Origin of the sequence: Bacillus sp. LLTC93, assembly GCF_002993125.1 — a bacterium.
GTDB lineage: Bacteria > Bacillota > Bacilli > Bacillales > Bacillaceae > Bacillus > Bacillus zhangzhouensis.
This window is the reverse complement of sequence record NZ_PVME01000003.1, coordinates 166,775-185,936: the sequence shown is the minus strand read 5'-3', so window position 1 is coordinate 185,936 and position 19,162 is coordinate 166,775. Positions and strand designations below refer to the sequence as shown.

Annotated in this window: 18 protein-coding genes and 1 other annotated feature; all 18 genes read left to right on the top strand. The window is 43.7% G+C overall.

Going from position 1 to position 19,162, the window contains the following annotated elements:
* Position 1: 1 nt before the first annotated feature.
* Complete coding sequence (sepF, locus tag C6W18_RS10390; protein ID WP_003212271.1) at positions 2-460, top strand: cell division protein SepF; 459 nt, start codon at positions 2-4, stop codon at positions 458-460.
* Positions 461-466: 6 nt separating this feature from the next.
* Entirely contained in the window at positions 467-748 is a 282-nt protein-coding gene (locus C6W18_RS10385; protein ID WP_105927526.1) for a YggT family protein, read from the top strand.
* Positions 749-801: 53 nt separating this feature from the next.
* Positions 802-1,578 (top strand): YlmH family RNA-binding protein, encoded by a 777-nt coding sequence (locus C6W18_RS10380; protein WP_105927525.1) that lies wholly within the window; start codon positions 802-804, stop codon positions 1,576-1,578.
* Positions 1,579-1,604: 26 nt separating this feature from the next.
* Positions 1,605-2,099 (top strand): DivIVA domain-containing protein, encoded by a 495-nt coding sequence (locus tag C6W18_RS10375; protein ID WP_034317940.1) that lies wholly within the window; start codon positions 1,605-1,607, stop codon positions 2,097-2,099.
* Between the two features lie 59 nt (positions 2,100-2,158).
* Positions 2,159-2,396, top strand: a binding site (T-box leader).
* A 59-nt stretch (positions 2,397-2,455) separates the two neighbouring features.
* Positions 2,456-5,221, top strand: a complete 2,766-nt coding sequence (gene ileS, locus C6W18_RS10370; protein WP_105927524.1) for an isoleucine--tRNA ligase — start codon at positions 2,456-2,458, stop codon at positions 5,219-5,221.
* Positions 5,222-5,381: 160 nt separating this feature from the next.
* The gene (locus tag C6W18_RS10365) at positions 5,382-5,756 is read left to right on the top strand and encodes a TraR/DksA C4-type zinc finger protein (RefSeq protein ID WP_034317934.1); all 375 of its coding nucleotides are present in this window, start codon (positions 5,382-5,384) and stop codon (positions 5,754-5,756) included.
* A 94-nt stretch (positions 5,757-5,850) separates the two neighbouring features.
* Positions 5,851-6,318 carry a signal peptidase II gene (lspA, locus tag C6W18_RS10360; protein ID WP_034317932.1) on the top strand — a complete coding sequence of 156 codons (468 nt, stop codon included), beginning with the start codon at positions 5,851-5,853 and terminating at the stop codon, positions 6,316-6,318.
* Positions 6,315-7,229 (top strand): RluA family pseudouridine synthase, encoded by a 915-nt coding sequence (locus tag C6W18_RS10355; protein ID WP_105927523.1) that lies wholly within the window; start codon positions 6,315-6,317, stop codon positions 7,227-7,229. The genes lspA and C6W18_RS10355 overlap by 4 nt, the downstream gene beginning before the upstream one ends.
* Positions 7,230-7,399: 170 nt before the next feature.
* Entirely contained in the window at positions 7,400-7,942 is a 543-nt protein-coding gene (gene pyrR / locus C6W18_RS10350) for a bifunctional pyr operon transcriptional regulator/uracil phosphoribosyltransferase PyrR (protein ID WP_024424234.1), read from the top strand.
* Positions 7,943-8,096: 154 nt separating this feature from the next.
* Positions 8,097-9,425, top strand: coding sequence for a solute carrier family 23 protein (locus C6W18_RS10345; protein WP_099725923.1), 1,329 nt, complete (start codon positions 8,097-8,099; stop codon positions 9,423-9,425).
* Between the two features lie 129 nt (positions 9,426-9,554).
* Positions 9,555-10,478, top strand: a complete 924-nt coding sequence (locus C6W18_RS10340; RefSeq protein WP_105927522.1) for an aspartate carbamoyltransferase catalytic subunit — start codon at positions 9,555-9,557, stop codon at positions 10,476-10,478.
* Positions 10,462-11,748, top strand: coding sequence for a dihydroorotase (locus C6W18_RS10335; RefSeq protein ID WP_034317924.1), 1,287 nt, complete (start codon positions 10,462-10,464; stop codon positions 11,746-11,748). The genes C6W18_RS10340 and C6W18_RS10335 overlap by 17 nt, the downstream gene beginning before the upstream one ends.
* Positions 11,745-12,839 carry a carbamoyl phosphate synthase small subunit gene (locus C6W18_RS10330; RefSeq protein ID WP_105927521.1) on the top strand — a complete coding sequence of 365 codons (1,095 nt, stop codon included), beginning with the start codon at positions 11,745-11,747 and terminating at the stop codon, positions 12,837-12,839. The genes C6W18_RS10335 and C6W18_RS10330 overlap by 4 nt, the downstream gene beginning before the upstream one ends.
* Positions 12,824-16,039 (top strand): carbamoyl-phosphate synthase (glutamine-hydrolyzing) large subunit, encoded by a 3,216-nt coding sequence (gene carB, locus C6W18_RS10325; RefSeq protein WP_105927520.1) that lies wholly within the window; start codon positions 12,824-12,826, stop codon positions 16,037-16,039. Before C6W18_RS10330 ends, carB begins: the two co-directional genes overlap by 16 nt.
* Positions 16,036-16,812, top strand: coding sequence for a dihydroorotate dehydrogenase electron transfer subunit (locus C6W18_RS10320; RefSeq protein ID WP_105927519.1), 777 nt, complete (start codon positions 16,036-16,038; stop codon positions 16,810-16,812). Before carB ends, C6W18_RS10320 begins: the two co-directional genes overlap by 4 nt.
* A complete protein-coding gene (locus tag C6W18_RS10315; protein WP_034317913.1) occupies positions 16,806-17,738 on the top strand; it encodes a dihydroorotate dehydrogenase in 933 nt (310 codons plus the stop codon). The genes C6W18_RS10320 and C6W18_RS10315 overlap by 7 nt, the downstream gene beginning before the upstream one ends.
* A complete protein-coding gene (gene pyrF, locus C6W18_RS10310) occupies positions 17,710-18,414 on the top strand; it encodes an orotidine-5'-phosphate decarboxylase (RefSeq protein WP_105927518.1) in 705 nt (234 codons plus the stop codon). Before C6W18_RS10315 ends, pyrF begins: the two co-directional genes overlap by 29 nt.
* Before the next feature lie 7 nt (positions 18,415-18,421).
* Positions 18,422-19,060 carry an orotate phosphoribosyltransferase gene (gene pyrE / locus C6W18_RS10305; protein ID WP_034317908.1) on the top strand — a complete coding sequence of 213 codons (639 nt, stop codon included), beginning with the start codon at positions 18,422-18,424 and terminating at the stop codon, positions 19,058-19,060.
* Positions 19,061-19,162 lie beyond the last annotated feature (102 nt).

Below are 19,162 nucleotides of genomic sequence, written 5' to 3'. Positions count from 1 at the left end.
CATGAGCATAAAAAATAAGTTTAAAAGCTTTTTCACACTCGACGATGAAGAGTATGAGTACGAATATATTGATGAAGAAAGAGAACCAGTTCAAGAAGAAAAAGGAACAAAAGACAAAGCAGCATTTCAAGAGCGCCCGCAGACAGGAAAACAAAATGTCGTCAGCTTGCAAAGCGTGCAGAAATCCTCTAAAGTGGTGTTAAGTGAGCCGCGGGTTTATGCAGAGGCGCAAGAGATTGCAGACCATATTAAAAACAGACGTGCAGTCGTCGTGAATTTGCAGCGCATTCAGCACGATCAAGCAAAGCGAATCATCGACTTCCTAAGCGGAACGGTTTATGCAATCGGTGGAGACATCCAGCGTATTGGCTCGAATATATTCCTCTGCACACCTGATAATGTGGATGTATCTGGCACAATATCAGAACTTTTGACAGAGGAAGAACCTCAGAGGTGGTAAATCAAAGTGATTCTATATTATATTTTTAAGATTTTAGGGACTGCATTAACGATTTACTCATTCGCGATTATTATTTACATCTTTATGTCATGGGTGCCTTCTTCAAGAGAAACAACGATTGGCCGCTTTTTGACATCCATTTGTGAACCGTATTTAGAACCATTTCGTAAAATTATTCCGCCAATTGGCATGATTGACATCTCGCCGATTGTGGCATTGCTTGTGATTCGTTTTGCATCATCGTATGGACTAACTGGTCTTTACCAAATGATTGCCGGAATCATGTAAACAGGCTGCCGGGCTTGGCGCTGCCAGGCTCTTTTACATAAAAGGGGAACAAAATGAGCGATATTTATCAACATTTTAGAAAAGACGAACATCCATTTGTCGACCAAGTGTTAGGCTGGAAAAAAATCGCACTTGACCAATATCGATTGAAATTAACAGACTTTCTTGATCCGCGTGAGCAGTTTATTACCCAGTCCGTGATCCAGCATTCTGATGAACTTGGCATCCTGTTTTTTGGTGGGTATGAGGGAGCGGAGCGCAAAAGAGCCATGATCTATCCTGATTATTTAGAGCCGTCTATTCAGGATTTTGAGCTGTCTTATTTTCAGGTGAACTATGCGAAAAAGTTTATTTCCATTGAACACCCGAAGCTTCTTGGCTCACTGATTGGGACAGGCTTGAAGCGTCAAAAATTTGGAGATCTGTTATTTTCAGAGGAAGATGTGCAGTTTATTTGTACAAGTGAGGTAGCCGATTTTGTTCGGGCGCAGCTGACACATGTGGGCAGAGCATCCGTTTCATTAGAGGAAATCAGTGAAGCAGAGATAAAGCCAGTCATCAGCAAGACAGACATCAAAGAAGATACCATTTCCTCTTTGCGGCTTGATGCTGTATGTGCTGCTGTCAGCCGTCAGTCTAGGCAAAAAGCACAGCTTTTAGTCAAAAACGGACTTGTCAAAGTAAACTGGAAAGTCACTGAAGACCCTTCCTTCACAATCGGCGAAGGAGATCAGCTCTCTGTGCGGGGATTTGGTCGCTTTAGCTTAAAAACGATTGATGGGAAGACAAAAAAGGATAAATTTAAAGTAACATTTGAGCTTCTGACATAACGAACTTGAATCTGGAGGTGGCGAGGTTGCCATTAACACCTAATGATATTCATAATAAAACGTTCACAAAAAGTTTTCGCGGCTATGACGAAGATGAAGTAAACGAGTTTTTAAGCCAGGTACGTAAAGACTACGAGATCGTGCTTCGTAAAAAGAACGAGCTTGAAGACAAAGTAAACGAGCTGGACGAAAGACTAGGTCATTTTGCGGTAATTGAAGAAACATTAAACAAATCAATTCTTGTGGCGCAGGAAGCAGCAGAGGACGTAAAACGTCATTCTGATAAAGAAGCAAAATTGATTATTCGTGAAGCAGAGAAAAATGCAGACCGTATTATTAACGAAGCACTATCTAAATCAAGAAAGATTGCGATGGAAATTGAAGAGCTGAAGAAACAGTCGAAGGTCTTTAGAACTCGCTTCCAAATGCTGATCGAAGCCCAGCTGGATCTTCTGAAAAATGATGACTGGGATCATTTGCTGGAATATGAAGTGGACGCTGTCTTTGACGAAAAAGAATAAGCGCATCATCTTGACATGACATGCTCATGTTGCATATAATACCATCATAAATTAACAAGAGATAAACGTTTGAAAGGGACACTCGCAGCTGTTACATGCGTAATAAAGCGAATCAGGGATGGTGGAAGCCTGACATTACGAAACGCTGCAATGAGATCACCCCTTTAGTTCCTTTTCTGAAATGAACCAGTAAGAAAAGGCGTCGGATCACGTTACGATTTTAGAGTGGATAAGCGGCTGTTTTATATCGCTTGTCTAAAAGGGTGGTACCGCGAGACAAGCCTTCTCGTCCCTTATGGGATGAGAGGGCTTTTTTTATTGTTTTTTAATACGAATTTGCATATGGAGGAATGGGTATGAACTACAAAGACACCTTATTAATGCCGAAAACAGAATTCCCAATGAGAGGGAACTTGCCAAACAAAGAGCCTGAAATCCAAGAGGAGTGGGCAGAAAAAGACATCTACCAAATGGTCTTAGAGCGGACAAAAGGACGCCCGACCTTTATTTTGCATGATGGACCTCCATATGCGAATGGTGACATTCATATGGGGCACGCACTCAATAAAATCCTAAAAGATTTTATTGTCCGTTTTAAATCGATGAATGGGTTCCACGCACCATACGTACCGGGCTGGGATACACACGGTTTACCAATTGAAACGGCTCTTACTAAAAATAAAAAAGTCAAACGTAAGGAAATGTCTACAGCAGAATTCCGTAAATTATGCGAAGAGTATGCTTGGAAGCAAATCGACGGTCAGCGCAATCAGTTTAAGCGATTAGGCGTAAGAGCAGACTGGGACAATCCGTATGTGACGTTAAAGCCTGAATACGAAGCGCAGCAAATTCTTGTCTTCGGTGAAATGGCGAAAAGAGGCTATATCTACAAAGGACTAAAGCCGGTTAACTGGTCTCCTTCAAGTGAGTCAGCTCTTGCTGAAGCGGAAATTGAATATAAAGACAAACGTTCACCATCCATTTACGTATCATTTAAAGTGAAAGATGGAAAAGGCGTACTTGAAAACGGCGAACAATTCATCATCTGGACAACAACACCTTGGACTCTTCCTGCAAACCTTGGCATTTGTGTTCATCCAAACCTAGAGTACAGTGTGCTCAAAGTTGGAGATGAGCGTTATGTTGTCGCATCTGAGCTGGCTGAACAAGTGGCAAAAACTCTTGGCTTTGAAGAGTATGAAGTCGTGAAAACACTAAAAGGAAAAGAATTAGATACCATCGTTGCAGAGCATCCAATTTACGGTAGAGATTCTCTTGTGATGCTTGGCGATCACGTGACAACGGATGCAGGAACAGGCTGTGTTCACACAGCACCAGGACACGGGGAAGATGACTTTATCGTTAGTATGAAGTACGGTCTTGATGTGCTTTGTCCAGTAGATGAAAAGGGCGTGATGACAGAAGAAGCGCCTGGTTTTGAAGGACTATTCTACGAGGATGCCAATAAAGCGATCACAGAACAGCTTGAAGCAAAAGGCGCGCTGAAAAAGCTCGACTTTATCACGCACTCTTACCCGCATGACTGGAGAACGAAAAAGCCAACAATTTATCGTGCAACAGCTCAGTGGTTTGCATCGATTAAAGATTTCAGAGAAGCACTATTAGACAATATTAAAGAAACGAAATGGGTGCCAGCATGGGGCGAAACACGCCTATTCAATATGGTACGTGACAGAGGTGACTGGTGCATTTCAAGACAGCGTGTATGGGGCGTTCCAATTCCGGTCTTTTATGCCGAAAGTGGTGTGCCGATCATCACGGACGAAACGATTCAGCACGTATCTCAATTATTTAGAGAGCATGGTTCAAATATTTGGTTTGAAAAAGAAGCGAAGGAATTATTGCCAGAAGGCTTTACACATCCAGGCAGCCCGAACGGCGAATTCACAAAAGAGCAAGACATCATGGATGTATGGTTTGATTCAGGTTCTTCTCACCAAGCCGTTTTAGAAGAAAGAGATGACCTTGTCCGTCCGGCAGACCTTTACCTTGAAGGCTCTGACCAATATCGCGGCTGGTTTAACTCATCCTTATCAACAGCGGTGGCTGTCACTGGGAAAGCACCATATAAAGGTGTCTTAAGCCATGGCTTCACGCTTGATAAAGAAGGACGCAAAATGAGTAAATCATTAGGTAATACGATTGATCCAACGAAGGTGGCGAAACAGCTTGGTGCGGAGATTCTTAGACTTTGGGTATCTTCTGTTAACTATCAAGCCGATCACCCAGTGTCTGACGATATTCTAAAACAAGTAGCAGAAGTGTACCGTAAAATTCGTAACACCTTCCGCTTCCTGCATGGCAACCTCTTTGACTTTGAGCCAGCAGTTCATGCCGTGCCAGTAGAAGAGCTTCGTGAAGTGGACCAATATATTTTGATCAAATTAAACAAATTAATTGATAAAGTGAAAAAAGCATATGACGACTACGAATTTGCAGTCGTATATCATGCGATTCACAATTTCTGTACGATTGAGTTAAGCTCTTTCTATCTCGATTTTGCAAAAGATGTGGTGTACATTGAGCATGCAGATCATCCAGACCGCCGCAGCATGCAGACCGTCTTCTACGAAACATTAATGGCGTTAGTGAAGCTGACTGCACCAATTCTTCCGCATACAGCAGATGAGTTATGGAGCCACTTAAGCTTTGTTGAAGAGCCAAGTGTTCAGTTAACAGATATGCCAGAAGGTGTGGCAGTTCCTCAAGCAGAAGCGACAGAAGCGAAGTTCGACCGCTTTATGGAAGTGCGTGACGATGTCCTTAAAGCGCTAGAGATTGCACGTAACGAAAAAGTCATCGGACGTTCACTTGAAGCAAGTGTGACACTTTACGCGACAGATGAAGTGAAAAACCTTCTTGCATCCATTAAAGAAGATGTGAAGCAGCTCTTTATCATCTCTGAACTAACGGTAGAAGATAAGCAGAATGAAGATGCATCAGCAACTGAATACACATCAGGACGAATTGTGGTTCAAAAAGCAGAAGGAGAACTGTGCGAACGTTCCCGCATTATTTCTAAAGATGTTGGTGCAAATCCGAAATACCCAACATTGTCGCTTAAAAATGCTGAAATTGTGGAGAAATATTACCAAAATTAACAGTGCGATATCACCAACTAGCGCCCCGCCATATGCGGGGCGTTTTCTATTCTGAGAAAATGACAGCGTTTAGAACGAAAGGAAAAATCTTATGGCTTTAAAGTGAACAGGCGAGGTAACAATATGATTATCACGACAGGGCAGGAGTTGAAATAGCGACATGAATGGCGATCTAGAGACGATTTACATGGAACTCCTTCAAATAAAAGAAGAACTGCAATCTAAACTGTTTGAATATGCATCATTTCGTTCACCCGATGACCATGTCACATTGAATGAAGCTAAAACGACAACGCTTCTTTTTCACATCAAAGAAGAGCTGCAAGATGTGTCGCTCGCTATTGCAAAAATTGAGCAAGGAACCTATGGCGTATGTGAAGCAACAGGTCTTGCAATCCCACTTGAACAAATGAGTATTCTTCCTACAGCCCGCACGACTGAAGACTTTTTATATCATAAGCAATACGAGAAAAAAGCATTCACTCCTTATCCTCACGATTCAAACGATTCTCATTTTGAAGCCTTCCACATGTAGGGAGGTTTTTGTCTGTCAACTAAAGTTTCTTTACTCCTTCCTGTTTTCTTGATAAAATGCTTAAAGATCAAAGTATGAAGATGGAGGAACGTGTGTGTTCTATTACATAATCGCATTCGTTATGATTTGTTTAGATCAATTAACAAAATGGCTCATTGTCAAACATATGATGCTCGGAGATTCTATTCCAGTGATTGATGGATTCTTTTATATCACGTCTCACCGTAATTCAGGAGCCGCATGGGGTATTCTCCAAGGACAAATGTGGTTTTTCTATGTGATCACACTCGTTGTTATTGCGGGAATTATTTATTACTTGCAAAAGCATGGACAAAAGGACAAGCTGCTTGGAGTAGCGCTAGCCTTAATGCTTGGCGGAGCAATTGGAAACTTTATCGACCGCATTTTCCGTCAGGAAGTGGTTGATTTTGCTCATTTCGTATTTGGGAATTATCATTATCCAATCTTTAACATTGCAGATTCTTCTTTATGTGTAGGGGTTATTCTGCTCTTCATTCAAATGCTTTTAGATGGAAAGAAAAATAAGGAGTCAACTACATGAATCAAGTAAACATTGCCGTTGCAGAAGAACAAACAAGTGAACGGCTTGATAAATTTTTAAGCATGACAGAACCAGAATGGTCAAGAACCCAAGTTCAGCAGTGGGTAAAGGATGGGCTCATCGAAGTAAACGGGAAACAAGTGAAAGCGAATTACAAAGTCCAAGCTGGAGATCAAATCAAAGTGGAGATTCCAGATCCAGAAGCACTTGATGTAGAAGCAGAATCAATGGATCTTGATATTTATTATGAGGATGAAGATGTGCTAGTGGTGAATAAACCACGAGGAATGGTCGTTCATCCAGCACCAGGCCATGTGTCAGGAACGCTTGTGAATGGCCTCATGGCACATTGCAATGACTTATCAGGTATTAATGGTGTGATGAGACCTGGAATTGTCCACCGCATTGATAAAGATACGTCTGGTCTGTTAATGGTCGCTAAAAATGATATGGCGCACGAATCACTCGTCAATCAGCTAGTTGCTAAGACCGTCACAAGAAAATATACCGCAGTTGTCCATGGCATCATCCAGCATGATACAGGAACAATTGATGCACCAATTGGCAGAGACAAAAAAGACCGCCAAAGCATGACGGTCACAAAAGAAAACGCAAAGCAGGCGGTCACTCATTTTGACGTGCTTGAACGCTTTCAAGATTTTACTGTTGTTGAATGCCGTCTTGAAACAGGAAGAACACACCAAATTCGTGTTCATATGAAATATATTGGCTATCCTCTTGCAGGAGACCCGAAATATGGCCCGAGAAAAACAGTCGATTTCAATGGGCAGCTGCTACATGCAGGAGTTTTAGGATTTGATCATCCTAGAACAGGAGAATACATCGAGTTCACAGCACCAATTCCAGCTGATATGCAAGCTTTTATCGATTCATTAAGAAATAACGATTGACAGGCCGTTCTTTTTTTGAAATAATAAACAAAGAAATTGAGATTCTTTAAAACAGTCCAGAGAGGCTGAGAAGGATAACGGATCAATTTGTGCACGTGTATGCACAAATGAACGCCCCTCTCTGCCCTTTGCAGAAGGGGCTTTTTATTTGTCAAAAAGAGGTGTAGAAGATGGAACAAAAAGCAGTCATTCTTGATGAACAAGCGATAAGACGAGCGCTTACCCGAATTGCACATGAAATGATTGAGCGCAACAAAGGGATGAAGGATGTCATCCTTGCTGGGATCAAGACAAGAGGCATTCATCTTGCAAAGCGCCTTGCAGAGCGCATTGAGCAAATTGAAGGAAATCCAGTCACTGTGGGTGAACTTGATATTACACTATACCGTGATGACCTGACAAAAAAGACAGACAACCAAGACCCACTTGTAAAGGGAGCAGACATTCCAGCTGACATTAATGACAAAACACTCATCGTCGTTGACGATGTCTTGTTTACAGGCAGAACCGTAAGAGCGGCAATGGATGCTCTTGTGGATGTAGGCAGACCGTCTTCTATCCAGCTTGCTGTTCTAGTCGACCGGGGACACCGGGAGTTGCCTATTCGAGCGGATTATATCGGGAAAAACATCCCGACATCAAAAGCAGAAACCGTCATGGTTCAGCTCAATGAAGTAGATCAAAACGACCTTGTCGCTATATATGAAAAATAACCTTTTTAAATGCATTCCAGAGAGTTTGCAAAGAGGGCAATAACAGAGACACCGAGCACACAGCTCCATGACGTGTACGGTTTTTCTAGGCCTCTTTGCGCATACTCGCAAAGAGGCTTTTTTAATGAAAAAGGACACATCTAGGAGGAAAATCATGAGTCAGCAAAAAGCCAATTTAGGCATTCGAGATATCCCAAAACCGTTCACATGGCTATCACTTAGCCTTCAGCATTTGTTTGCCATGTTTGGTGCGACCATTCTTGTACCAAAAATTATTGACATGAGTCCAGCAGTCGCGCTCATCTCAAGCGGTGTTGGAACCATTGTTTACTTAATCATCACAAGAGGACAAATTCCGGCGTATCTTGGATCGTCCTTTGCCTTTATCGCCCCCATATTGAATGTCAAAGCAACAGGCGGCCCTGGAGCCGCAATGGTTGGTGCCTTCATGGCGGGTGTGGCTTATGCGCTCATTGCACTATTCATTAAATGGTTAGGCACAGGCTGGCTGATGAAGCTTCTACCGCCTGTCGTCGTAGGACCAGTCATTATGGTGATCGGACTTGGACTCGCTGGAACAGCTGTCAACATGGCGATGTATGCCGATCCGAATGCGACCGAGCTTGTATACAGCCTAAAGCACTTGATGGTAGCGGGCTTTACACTAGCGGTCACGATTATCAGCATGATCTTCCTAAGAGGATTTCTTAGCCTGATCCCAGTATTAATCGGTATTATTAGCGGCTATCTCTTTGCCTTAACGCAGGGCATTGTGAATTTCCAGCCGGTTATTGACGCAAAATGGTTTGCTGTACCAGACTTCGTCGTACCATTTGTCGACTATACACCTGCTGTGACGTTAAGCATTCTCACAGTCATGGTGCCGGTTGCCTTTGTGACCATGTCTGAGCATATCGGTCACCAAGTGGTGTTAAGCAAGGTTGTGGGGCAAGATTTTATTAAAAAACCAGGTCTTCACCGCTCCATTTTAGGAGACAGTGCGGCGACCATTTTCGCTTCACTCATTGGTGGCCCTCCAACAACGACTTATGGGGAGAACATTGGCGTACTTGCCATCACAAGAGTGTTCAGTATCTTCGTCATCGGCGGAGCAGCAGTATTTGCGATCTGCTTCGGCTTTGTTGGGAAAATGTCAGCATTAATCAGTACAGTGCCGTCCGCGGTCATGGGAGGCGTTTCGTTCCTGCTTTTTGGGATCATTGCCTCAAGCGGCCTGAGAATCCTGATTGATCATAAAGTGAATTTTGAAGAAAAGCGTAATCTCATTATCGCATCTGTCATCTTAGTCATCGGAATTGGCGGGGCATTCATTGAGGTGAAACAAATCAACCTCACACTATCTGGAATGGCACTCGCTGCAATTACGGGCGTCCTGTTAAATCTCATCCTGCCGCACCAGAAAGCGGAGGATAACGAGTCAAATGAATCGAATACAGAAAACCTTTTAAAAGAAGTCCAGTGAGGCTGACAAGGGTTCTAAAATGAGCAGATTGTGCGAAAGTGCCGCTGCTTCTTTTGGAGAACCCTAAGCTGCCGAGGCTTAGGGTTTTTTTGAACCTGAAAGTGATGAAAAACTAGAGGGGGAAGAAAAATGAATGATCTATCGACAATGAGTAGCTTATCTAAGGAAGAGATTTTACAGCTGATTGAAGAAGCATCCGCACTGAAAAAAGGGAAGCAGGAACATAGCTTAGCTGGAGAATTTGTAGCGAACCTCTTCTTTGAACCAAGTACAAGAACACGTTTTAGCTTCGAAGTAGCCGAAAAGAAACTCGGAATGAATGTGCTTAGTCTAGATGCGGCAAGTACCTCAGTTCAAAAGGGAGAGACGCTTTACGATACGGTGAAAACGCTAGAATCCATTGGAGTCAAGGCGTGTGTCATTCGCGACAGCACTGACGAATATTACAACGAGCTAATCGGAAAAGTCGGGATTCCCATCATCAATGCTGGAGATGGCTGCGGGCAGCACCCGACACAATCACTGCTTGACCTGATGACCATCTTCGAAGAGTTTGGCGGGTTTGAAGGCTTAACGATTTCGATTCATGGAGATATCAAACATAGCAGGGTGGCGAGGTCGAATGCTGAGGTTCTTTCAAGACTTGGAGCAACAGTGCTCTTTTCAGGACCAGTCTCCTTCCAAGATGAACAAAATCCTCACGGAACGTATGTCCAAGTAGATGAAGCCATCAAACACTCTGATGTGGTGATGCTGCTAAGAATTCAGCATGAACGGCACGCAGAAAAGATGGGCAGTGACGATTACTTATCTACTTATGGATTAACAGTAGATCGGGCAAGCAAAATGAAAGAACGAGCCATTATTATGCATCCAGCACCGGTGAACAGAGGTGTTGAAATAGAGGATTCTTTAGTAGAATCCGAGCAGTCAAGAATTTTCAAACAAATGGAAAATGGCGTGTATATCCGAATGGCTGTTTTAAAAAGAGCTTTTCAAAATAACAGACTACATCAAAAAGGGAGAGATTCTGTCTATGTCATATCTCATTAAAAACGGTTTTATCTTAACAAGCACAGGGGAAAGAGTGCAGCAGGATATTAGGGTAGAAGGAAAAGTGATTCAAGCGATTGGTCATTTAGAAAGAGAAGACGGAGAAGAGATCATTGATGCAGCTGGACTGTTTGTGTCACCAGGCTTGATTGATCTGCATGTGCACTTAAGAGAGCCAGGCGGCGAGAAAAAGGAAACGATTGAAACAGGCTCTAAGGCAGCAGCAAGAGGTGGATATACGACAATTGCAGCCATGCCGAATACACGGCCAGTGCCAGATACAAAAGAACAAATGGAATGGCTCATGAATCGAATCGAAGAGACCTCATCTGTGAGAGTGCTGCCATACGCCTCGATTACAACAAGGCAAATTGGCGAAGAGATGACAGACTTTGCAGCCTTAAAAGAAGCTGGTGCCTTTGCATTTACGGATGATGGTGTTGGCATCCAAACAGCTGGCATGATGTACGAAGCGATGAAAAAGGCAGCAAGCCTTGATCAAGCGATTGTGGCGCACTGTGAAGATAACTCGCTCATTTACGGAGGATGCGTTCATGAAGGAGAATTTTCACAAGCAAATGGGTTAAACGGAATACCATCAATTTGTGAATCTGTGCATATTGCAAGAGATGTCCTCTTAGCAGAAGCAGCGAACTGTCATTATCATGTATGTCATATCAGTACAAAAGAATCTGTTCGAGTCGTGCGCGATGCGAAAAAAGCAGGCATTCGTGTAACGGCTGAGGTATCACCGCATCACCTGCTTCTATGTGATACGGACATCCCGGGTCTTGATACAAACTATAAAATGAACCCGCCGCTAAGAGGAAAAGAGGATCGCGAGGCGCTGATTGAGGGACTTTTAGATGGCACAATTGATTTCATCGCAACAGATCATGCTCCGCATACAGAAGAAGAAAAAAACGAAACGATGCAGCGTGCACCTTTTGGGATTGTAGGACTTGAAACGGCGTTCCCGCTTTTGTACACACGATTTGTGAAAACAGGCGAATGGACATTAAAAGAACTCGTTGATTATATGACAATTAAACCAGCAGAAGCCTTCTCCCTTCCGTACGGAAAGTTAGAAGAGGGTCAAGTAGCTGATATCACACTCATTGATTTAAACAAAGAAATGGCAATCGATAAAAAAAGTTTCTTATCTAAAGGACAAAATACACCGTTTGACAAATTGACTGTATCAGGATGGCCAGTCATGACACTCGCATCTGGAAAGGTCGTTTATGAAGAGGGGAGACTAGTAAAATGAAGAGACGCTTAGTGCTAGAAAACGGAACAGTATTCGAAGGAACAGGCTTTGGCAGCTTAGAACCGTCAGTCGGAGAAGTCGTCTTTAATACAGGGATGACGGGCTATCAAGAAATTTTATCTGATCCATCATACTGCGGACAAATTGTCACACTCACTTACCCGCTCATCGGTAACTATGGCATTAACCGTGATGATTTTGAATCAATCACACCGTTTGTGAAAGGGCTGATTGTGAAAGAACTTTGTGAAAAGCCCTCAAACTGGCGCTCTTCATACTCACTCGATGAATACTTAAAAATGAAAAACATTCCCGGTCTTAGCGGAATCGATACACGGAAGCTGACAAGAATGATTCGAAGTGCAGGAACATTAAGAGGGGCTTTTGCAGGGTCAGATGAACAAGTGGAAGACGTTGTGCGCCGACTTCAAACATTGCAGCTGCCCACAGATCAAGTGAGTCAAGTATCTGTGAAAAATGCGTACCCAAGCCCAGGAAGAGGAAAAAGAATAGTGCTTGTCGATTTCGGAATGAAGCACGGCATTTTGCGCGAGCTCAATAAACGAGACTGTGATGTTATTGTGGTGCCATACAATATCACTGCAGATGAAGTGCTGCAGTTAAAGCCTGACGGAATCATGCTATCAAACGGCCCTGGGGACCCAGTGGATGTACCAGAAGCAGTTGAAATGATTCAGCAATTGATCGGTCAGGTACCACTCTTTGGGATTTGTCTAGGACATCAGTTATTCGCTCTTGCGTGCGGCGCAAGTACAGAAAAAATGAAATTCGGTCACAGAGGATCAAATCACCCAGTCAAAGAACTAGCAAGTGGCAAGGTGACCTTGACGTCTCAAAACCATGGCTACACGGTAAGTGCTATTAATGAAGACTTGCTCGAAGTAACCCATATTGCTCTAAATGACAATACGATTGAAGGATTAAAACATAAAGAAGCGCCAGCATTCACTGTGCAGTATCACCCAGAAGCATCACCGGGTCCAGAAGATGCGAACTACTTATTTGACGAGTTCATGGAAATGATTCAGATGACTGAGAAAGAAGGGGAAGAAGTATGCCAAAACGCGTAGATATCAAAAAGATTTTAGTAATCGGATCAGGTCCAATCATCATCGGTCAGGCAGCGGAGTTTGACTATGCAGGCACACAGGCTTGCCTAGCACTAAAAGAAGAGGGCTATGAAGTCGTTCTTGTGAATTCAAATCCTGCGACGATTATGACAGATACAGAAATGGCCGACAAGGTATACATCGAACCACTGACACCAGAATTCTTAACACGAATCATTCGAAAGGAACGCCCTGATGCGATCTTACCAACACTTGGCGGACAAACTGGACTGAACCTCGCTGTTGAATTATCAGATCTTGGCGTACTCGCTGAATGCGGCGTTGAAGTACTCGGAACAAAGCTCTCAGCTATTCAAAAAGCTGAGGACAGAGATTTATTCCGTAATCTGATGAATGAACTAAATGAACCTGTCCCAGAAAGTGAAATCATTCATAATCTTGAAGAAGCGATGGCGTTCACGAATCAAATTGGTTTCCCTGTCATTGTCAGACCAGCTTATACATTAGGCGGAACGGGCGGCGGAATTTGTACAAACGAGCAAGAATTGAAAGAAATCGTTGAAAACGGATTGAAGCTAAGCCCAGTCACACAATGTTTGCTTGAAAAGAGTATTGCAGGCTTTAAAGAAATTGAATATGAAGTCATGCGTGATAGCAGTGACCATGCGATCGTTGTTTGTAACATGGAAAACTTTGACCCAGTCGGCATCCATACTGGTGACAGCATTGTCGTCGCACCAAGCCAAACGTTAAGTGACCGTGAATATCAGCTGCTTCGTAATGTGTCACTCAAGCTCATCCGTGCACTTGGCATTGAAGGCGGCTGTAACGTACAGCTGGCACTTGATCCGAATAGCTTTCAATACTATATCATCGAAGTAAACCCGCGCGTGAGCCGTTCCTCTGCGCTTGCGTCTAAAGCAACAGGCTATCCAATTGCGAAACTTGCAGCGAAAATTGCTGTAGGCTTAACGCTTGATGAGATGATGAACCCAGTGACAGGTAAAACATATGCAGCCTTCGAGCCAGCACTTGACTATATCGTTTCAAAAATCCCGCGCTGGCCGTTTGACAAATTTGAATCTGCCAACAGACGTCTTGGTACGCAAATGAAAGCAACCGGTGAAGTCATGGCGATCGGCCGTACATTAGAAGAGTCTCTTTTAAAGGCTGTACGTTCACTTGAAGCCGATGTGCATCACATTGAATTAAAAGATGAAGCAGACATTACAAACGAAGTGCTTGAAAAACGGATTATTAAAGCGGGAGACGAACGATTATTTTATATCGCTGAGGCGCTTAGAAGAGGCTATACAGTCGAACAAATACATGAATTCTCAAAAATTGATTTCTTCTTCCTTCATAAGCTGGAAGGAATCATCGCATTTGAAAAGACATTAAAAGAAAACAAAGGCAATACAGACGTATTAAAAGAAGCGAAAGATAAAGGCTTCTCAGACATCTACATTAGCCGCGAGTGGAATATGAAAGAAGCGGATGTCTACAAGCTAAGACAAGATGCAGGCATTGTACCTGTATACAAAATGGTGGATACATGTGCGGCAGAATTTGAATCAGAGACGCCATATTTCTACAGCACGTATGAAGATGAAAATGAATCAGAACGTACAGACAAGAAAAGCGTCATCGTGTTAGGTTCAGGTCCAATCCGAATTGGACAAGGGGTTGAGTTTGATTATGCAACCGTTCATTCTGTGTGGGCGATCAAACAAGCAGGTTATGAAGCCATCATTATAAACAACAACCCTGAAACGGTCTCAACAGACTTCAGTATTTCAGATAAGCTTTACTTTGAACCACTTACTGTAGAAGATGTGATGCATATCATCGACCTTGAACAACCTGAAGGTGTCGTTGTTCAGTTCGGCGGACAAACAGCGATCAACTTAGCAGATGAATTATCGAATAGAGGGGTTAAGATTCTAGGAACGTCGCTTGAAGACCTGGACCGCGCAGAAAACCGTGACAAGTTTGAACAAACATTAGAAGCACTCGGCGTGCCGCAGCCAAAAGGAAAAACAGCTACGTCTGTGCCGGAGGCGGTAGCGATTGCGAATCAGATCGGCTACCCAGTCCTTGTCCGTCCTTCCTATGTATTAGGCGGTCGTGCGATGGAAATTGTTTACCAAGAAGCCGAGCTCCTTCACTATATGGAGAATGCGGTGAAAGTCAATCCGCAGCACCCAGTGTTAATTGACAAGTATTTGACAGGAAAAGAAATTGAAGTAGATGCCGTGTCTGACGGAGAAACTGTCGTGATCCCAGGCATTATGGAACATATTGAAAGAGCTGGAGTTCACTCTGGTGACTCCATTGCGGTCTATCCCCCGCAAACATTGTCTGAGGACATCAAAGCGAAGATCGCAGAATACACGATTAAACTCGCAAAAGGACTCAACATTATAGGGCTGCTTAACATTCAATTTGTTCTATCAAAAGGAGAAGTGTTCGTCCTTGAAGTGAATCCGCGTTCAAGCCGGACTGTCCCATTCTTAAGTAAAATTACGGGCATTCCAATGGCAAACCTAGCGACAAAAGTCATTTTAGGCGACAAGCTCAAAAACTATGGCTACAAAGAAGGGCTTCACACCGAACAAGAAGGGGTATACGTCAAAGTCCCAGTCTTCTCTTTTGCAAAACTAAGAAGAGTGGATATTACACTTGGGCCTGAAATGAAATCAACAGGTGAAGTCATGGGGAAAGATGTCACAATCGAAAAAGCCCTCTACAAAGGGTTGATTGCATCAGGGATTCAAATTCCAAAAGACGGAACGGTTCTCCTCACAGTGGCTGACAAGGATAAAGAGGAAGGGCTAGAGATTGCAAGAAGATTCCATTCCATCGGTTATCATATTTTAGCGACAGAAGGAACGGCTAATTACTTAAAACAAGCCTCCATTCCATCAAGTGTGGTCGGCAAAATAGGAGAAGAAGGAAAGAATCTTCTCGATGTGATTCGAAACGGTGAAGCCCAATTTGTCATCAATACCCTGACAAAAGGAAAGCAGCCGGCAAGAGACGGATTTAGAATTAGACGTGAATCTGTTGAAAATGGAGTGGCTTGCTTAACGTCACTAGATACAGCAGAAGCCATTTTAAGAGTGCTTGAGAGCATGACATTTAGAGCAGACGAAATGCCAGAAGTGAAAACGAATGCTGAGGTGACAGTAACGATATGAAAAAAGCATACTTGACGGTCGTCTCGAACCGAGAGATCGCTGATCATATTTACGAAATGACATTAAAAGGTGACCTTGTGGACTCATTTCAAACGGCTGGACAGTTTCTTCATATAAAGGTCAGCGAATCCATGACACCGCTGCTGAGAAGACCGATCAGTATTGCCAACATTCATGCCGAGCAAAAAGAAGCAACCATCATTTACCGCGCAGAAGGAGAGGGCACAAAGCTCCTCTCCCAAAAGCGGGCGGGAGAATCAGTCGATGTATTAGGGCCGCTTGGGAACGGTTATGACCCTTCAGTTGTCCAGCCTGGTCAGACGGCATTACTAGTCGGTGGAGGAATTGGTGTACCGCCGCTATATGAGCTGTCCAAGCGTTTAACGAAAAAAGGCGTCATCGTGAAGCATGTCCTCGGCTTTCAATCGAAAAAGGATGTATTTTATGAGGGGAAATTTCAAGCACTTGGCGATACTTATATCGCGACTGTTGATGGAACGTACGGCTCAAAAGGTTTTGTGACAGGTGTGATCGAAGAAAATGATTTGAGCTTTGATGTACTGCTTTCCTGCGGACCGACACCTATGCTAAAAGCACTGAAAGACACGTATCCTGATAAGCCTGTCTACATTTCAATGGAAGAAAGAATGGGCTGCGGAATCGGTGCGTGCTTTGCTTGTGTCTGTCATACCGATCAGCACGAAAAACCTTACGTCAAAGTCTGTCTTGATGGACCTGTATTTAAAGCAGAGGAGGTGGCATTGTCATGCTAAACGTTGAATTACCCGGCTTATCTTTAAAGAATCCGATTATACCTGCATCAGGCTGCTTTGGATTCGGGAGAGAATTTGCTTCATTATATGATTTATCCATGCTGGGCGGCATCATGATCAAAGCCACTACCCTTGAAGCGAGATTTGGCAACCCAACACCAAGGGTGGCCGAGACTGGAGCCGGTATGCTTAATGCGATTGGTCTTCAAAATCCAGGTCTAAAAGGCGTGCTTGAAAATGAATTACCTTGGCTTGAGCAGTTTGATACCCCTATTATTGCAAACGTTGCTGGCTCACAGGTCGATGATTATGTTGAAGTAGCAAAACAAATCAGCCAAGCGAAGAATGTCCATGCCCTTGAACTGAATATTTCTTGTCCGAATGTCAAAACAGGTGGGATTGCATTTGGTACAGACCCAAACATGGCAGCGTCGTTGACAAAAGCGGTCAAGGAAGTCTCCTCGGTCCCTGTCTATGTCAAACTGTCTCCTAACGTAGCCAATATTGTGGAGATTGCTCGTGCGATTGAATCTGCTGGAGCGGATGGGCTCACCATGATTAATACCTTAATTGGCATGCGTTTAGATTTAAAAACTGGGAAACCCATCCTTGCCAATAAAACAGGCGGATTATCAGGTCCAGCTATAAAACCTGTCGCTGTTCGAATGGTGCATGAGGTCAGTCAGGCGGTTTCTATTCCGATTATTGGGATGGGCGGGGTGCAAAGTGCTGAAGATGTACTTGAATTTTTACTAGCAGGTGCAAGTGCAGTTGCTGTTGGAACAGCCAATTTTGTGAACCCTTTTATTTGTCCAGAAATCATTGAAGAGCTGCCAAATGTGTTAGCGGCTTATGGTTATTCATCTGTAGAGGAATGTATCGGAAGGAGCTGGAACCATGAAGCACTTGCCCATCATCGCGCTTGATTTTCCATCAGGGCAGGAGGCACTTGCCTTTTTAGAACCCTTTGAAGGGACACCATTATTTGTGAAGGTTGGTATGGAGCTGTTTTACCAAGAAGGGCCAGCCATCCTTGACGCGCTAAAAGAAAAAGATTGTCGCATATTTCTTGATCTGAAATTACATGACATTCCAACAACGGTGCAAAAAGCGATGAACCGGCTTGCCGCACTTGGGGTCGATTTGGTCAATGTGCATGCAGCTGGCGGCAAACGAATGATGCACGCTGCGGTAGAGGGGCTTGAAAGCGGGACGCCTGCTGGACAAAGTCGCCCAGGCATCATTGCTGTGACTCAGCTGACAAGTACATCAGAAGACATGATGAACAAAGAATTACTCATTGATCGTCCATTGCAAGAGACTGTGCTGCATTACGGACAATTGGCTTTTGAAAGTGGACTTGACGGTGTTGTTTGCTCTGTTCATGAATCTAAAGTCCTTCATGAACACATCTCACCTTCCTTTCTCACTGTGACGCCAGGGATTCGCTTGCCGAATGATCAAACCGATGACCAAAAGCGTGTGGCGACACCTGCCTTTGCAAAAGAGCAAGGTGTTTCACAAATTGTTGTCGGAAGGTCCATCACGAAAGCTGAAAACCCAAAGGAAGCCTATCATCAAATTTTGAAAGAGTGGGAGTGACCGCCGGATGAAAACGAAAATCGCTAAACATTTATTACAAATCAAAGCTGTCTCATTAAAACCAGACGCACCGTTTACGTGGGCAAGCGGCATCAAATCACCAATTTACTGTGATAACCGCCTAACTTTGTCGTACCCGGAAGTTAGACACGACATCGCTGAAGGTCTAAAAGATCTGATTCTCACTCATTTTGAGGGAGCTGAAGTGGTCGCTGGTACTGCGACAGCAGGTATTCCGCATGCGGCATTAGCGGCAGATCGCCTGAACGTGCCGATGTGTTATGTCAGAAGTAAGCCAAAAGCACACGGAAAAGGCAATCAAATTGAAGGAGTCGTATCGCCTGGTCAAAAGGTTGTTGTCGTAGAAGACCTCATTTCAACAGGAGGCAGTGTGCTTGAGGTTGTCGCTGCCCTTCAAGATGAGGGCTGTGACGTACTCGGAGTTGCGGCTATTTTCACATACGGCCTGCCAAAAGCAGCTGCAGCTTTTCAAGAGAAAAACATTCCATATGTCACACTAACAGACTATGACACGCTGACAGACGTAGCACTGGAACTAAAAGCAATTGAACCTTCTGCTATGAATAAACTAAAACGCTGGAGACAAGATCCTTCCTCTGAATCTTGGATGGAAGAAACGGTCTAAAAAGCTGTGCTTAGCTGCACAGCTTTCAGCGTGTAGACAAACCTTCGCATTCTGTGTCAGGTCTGCGCTTCGGTGCTCGTCCCTCCTGAACTTCAAAGGTTT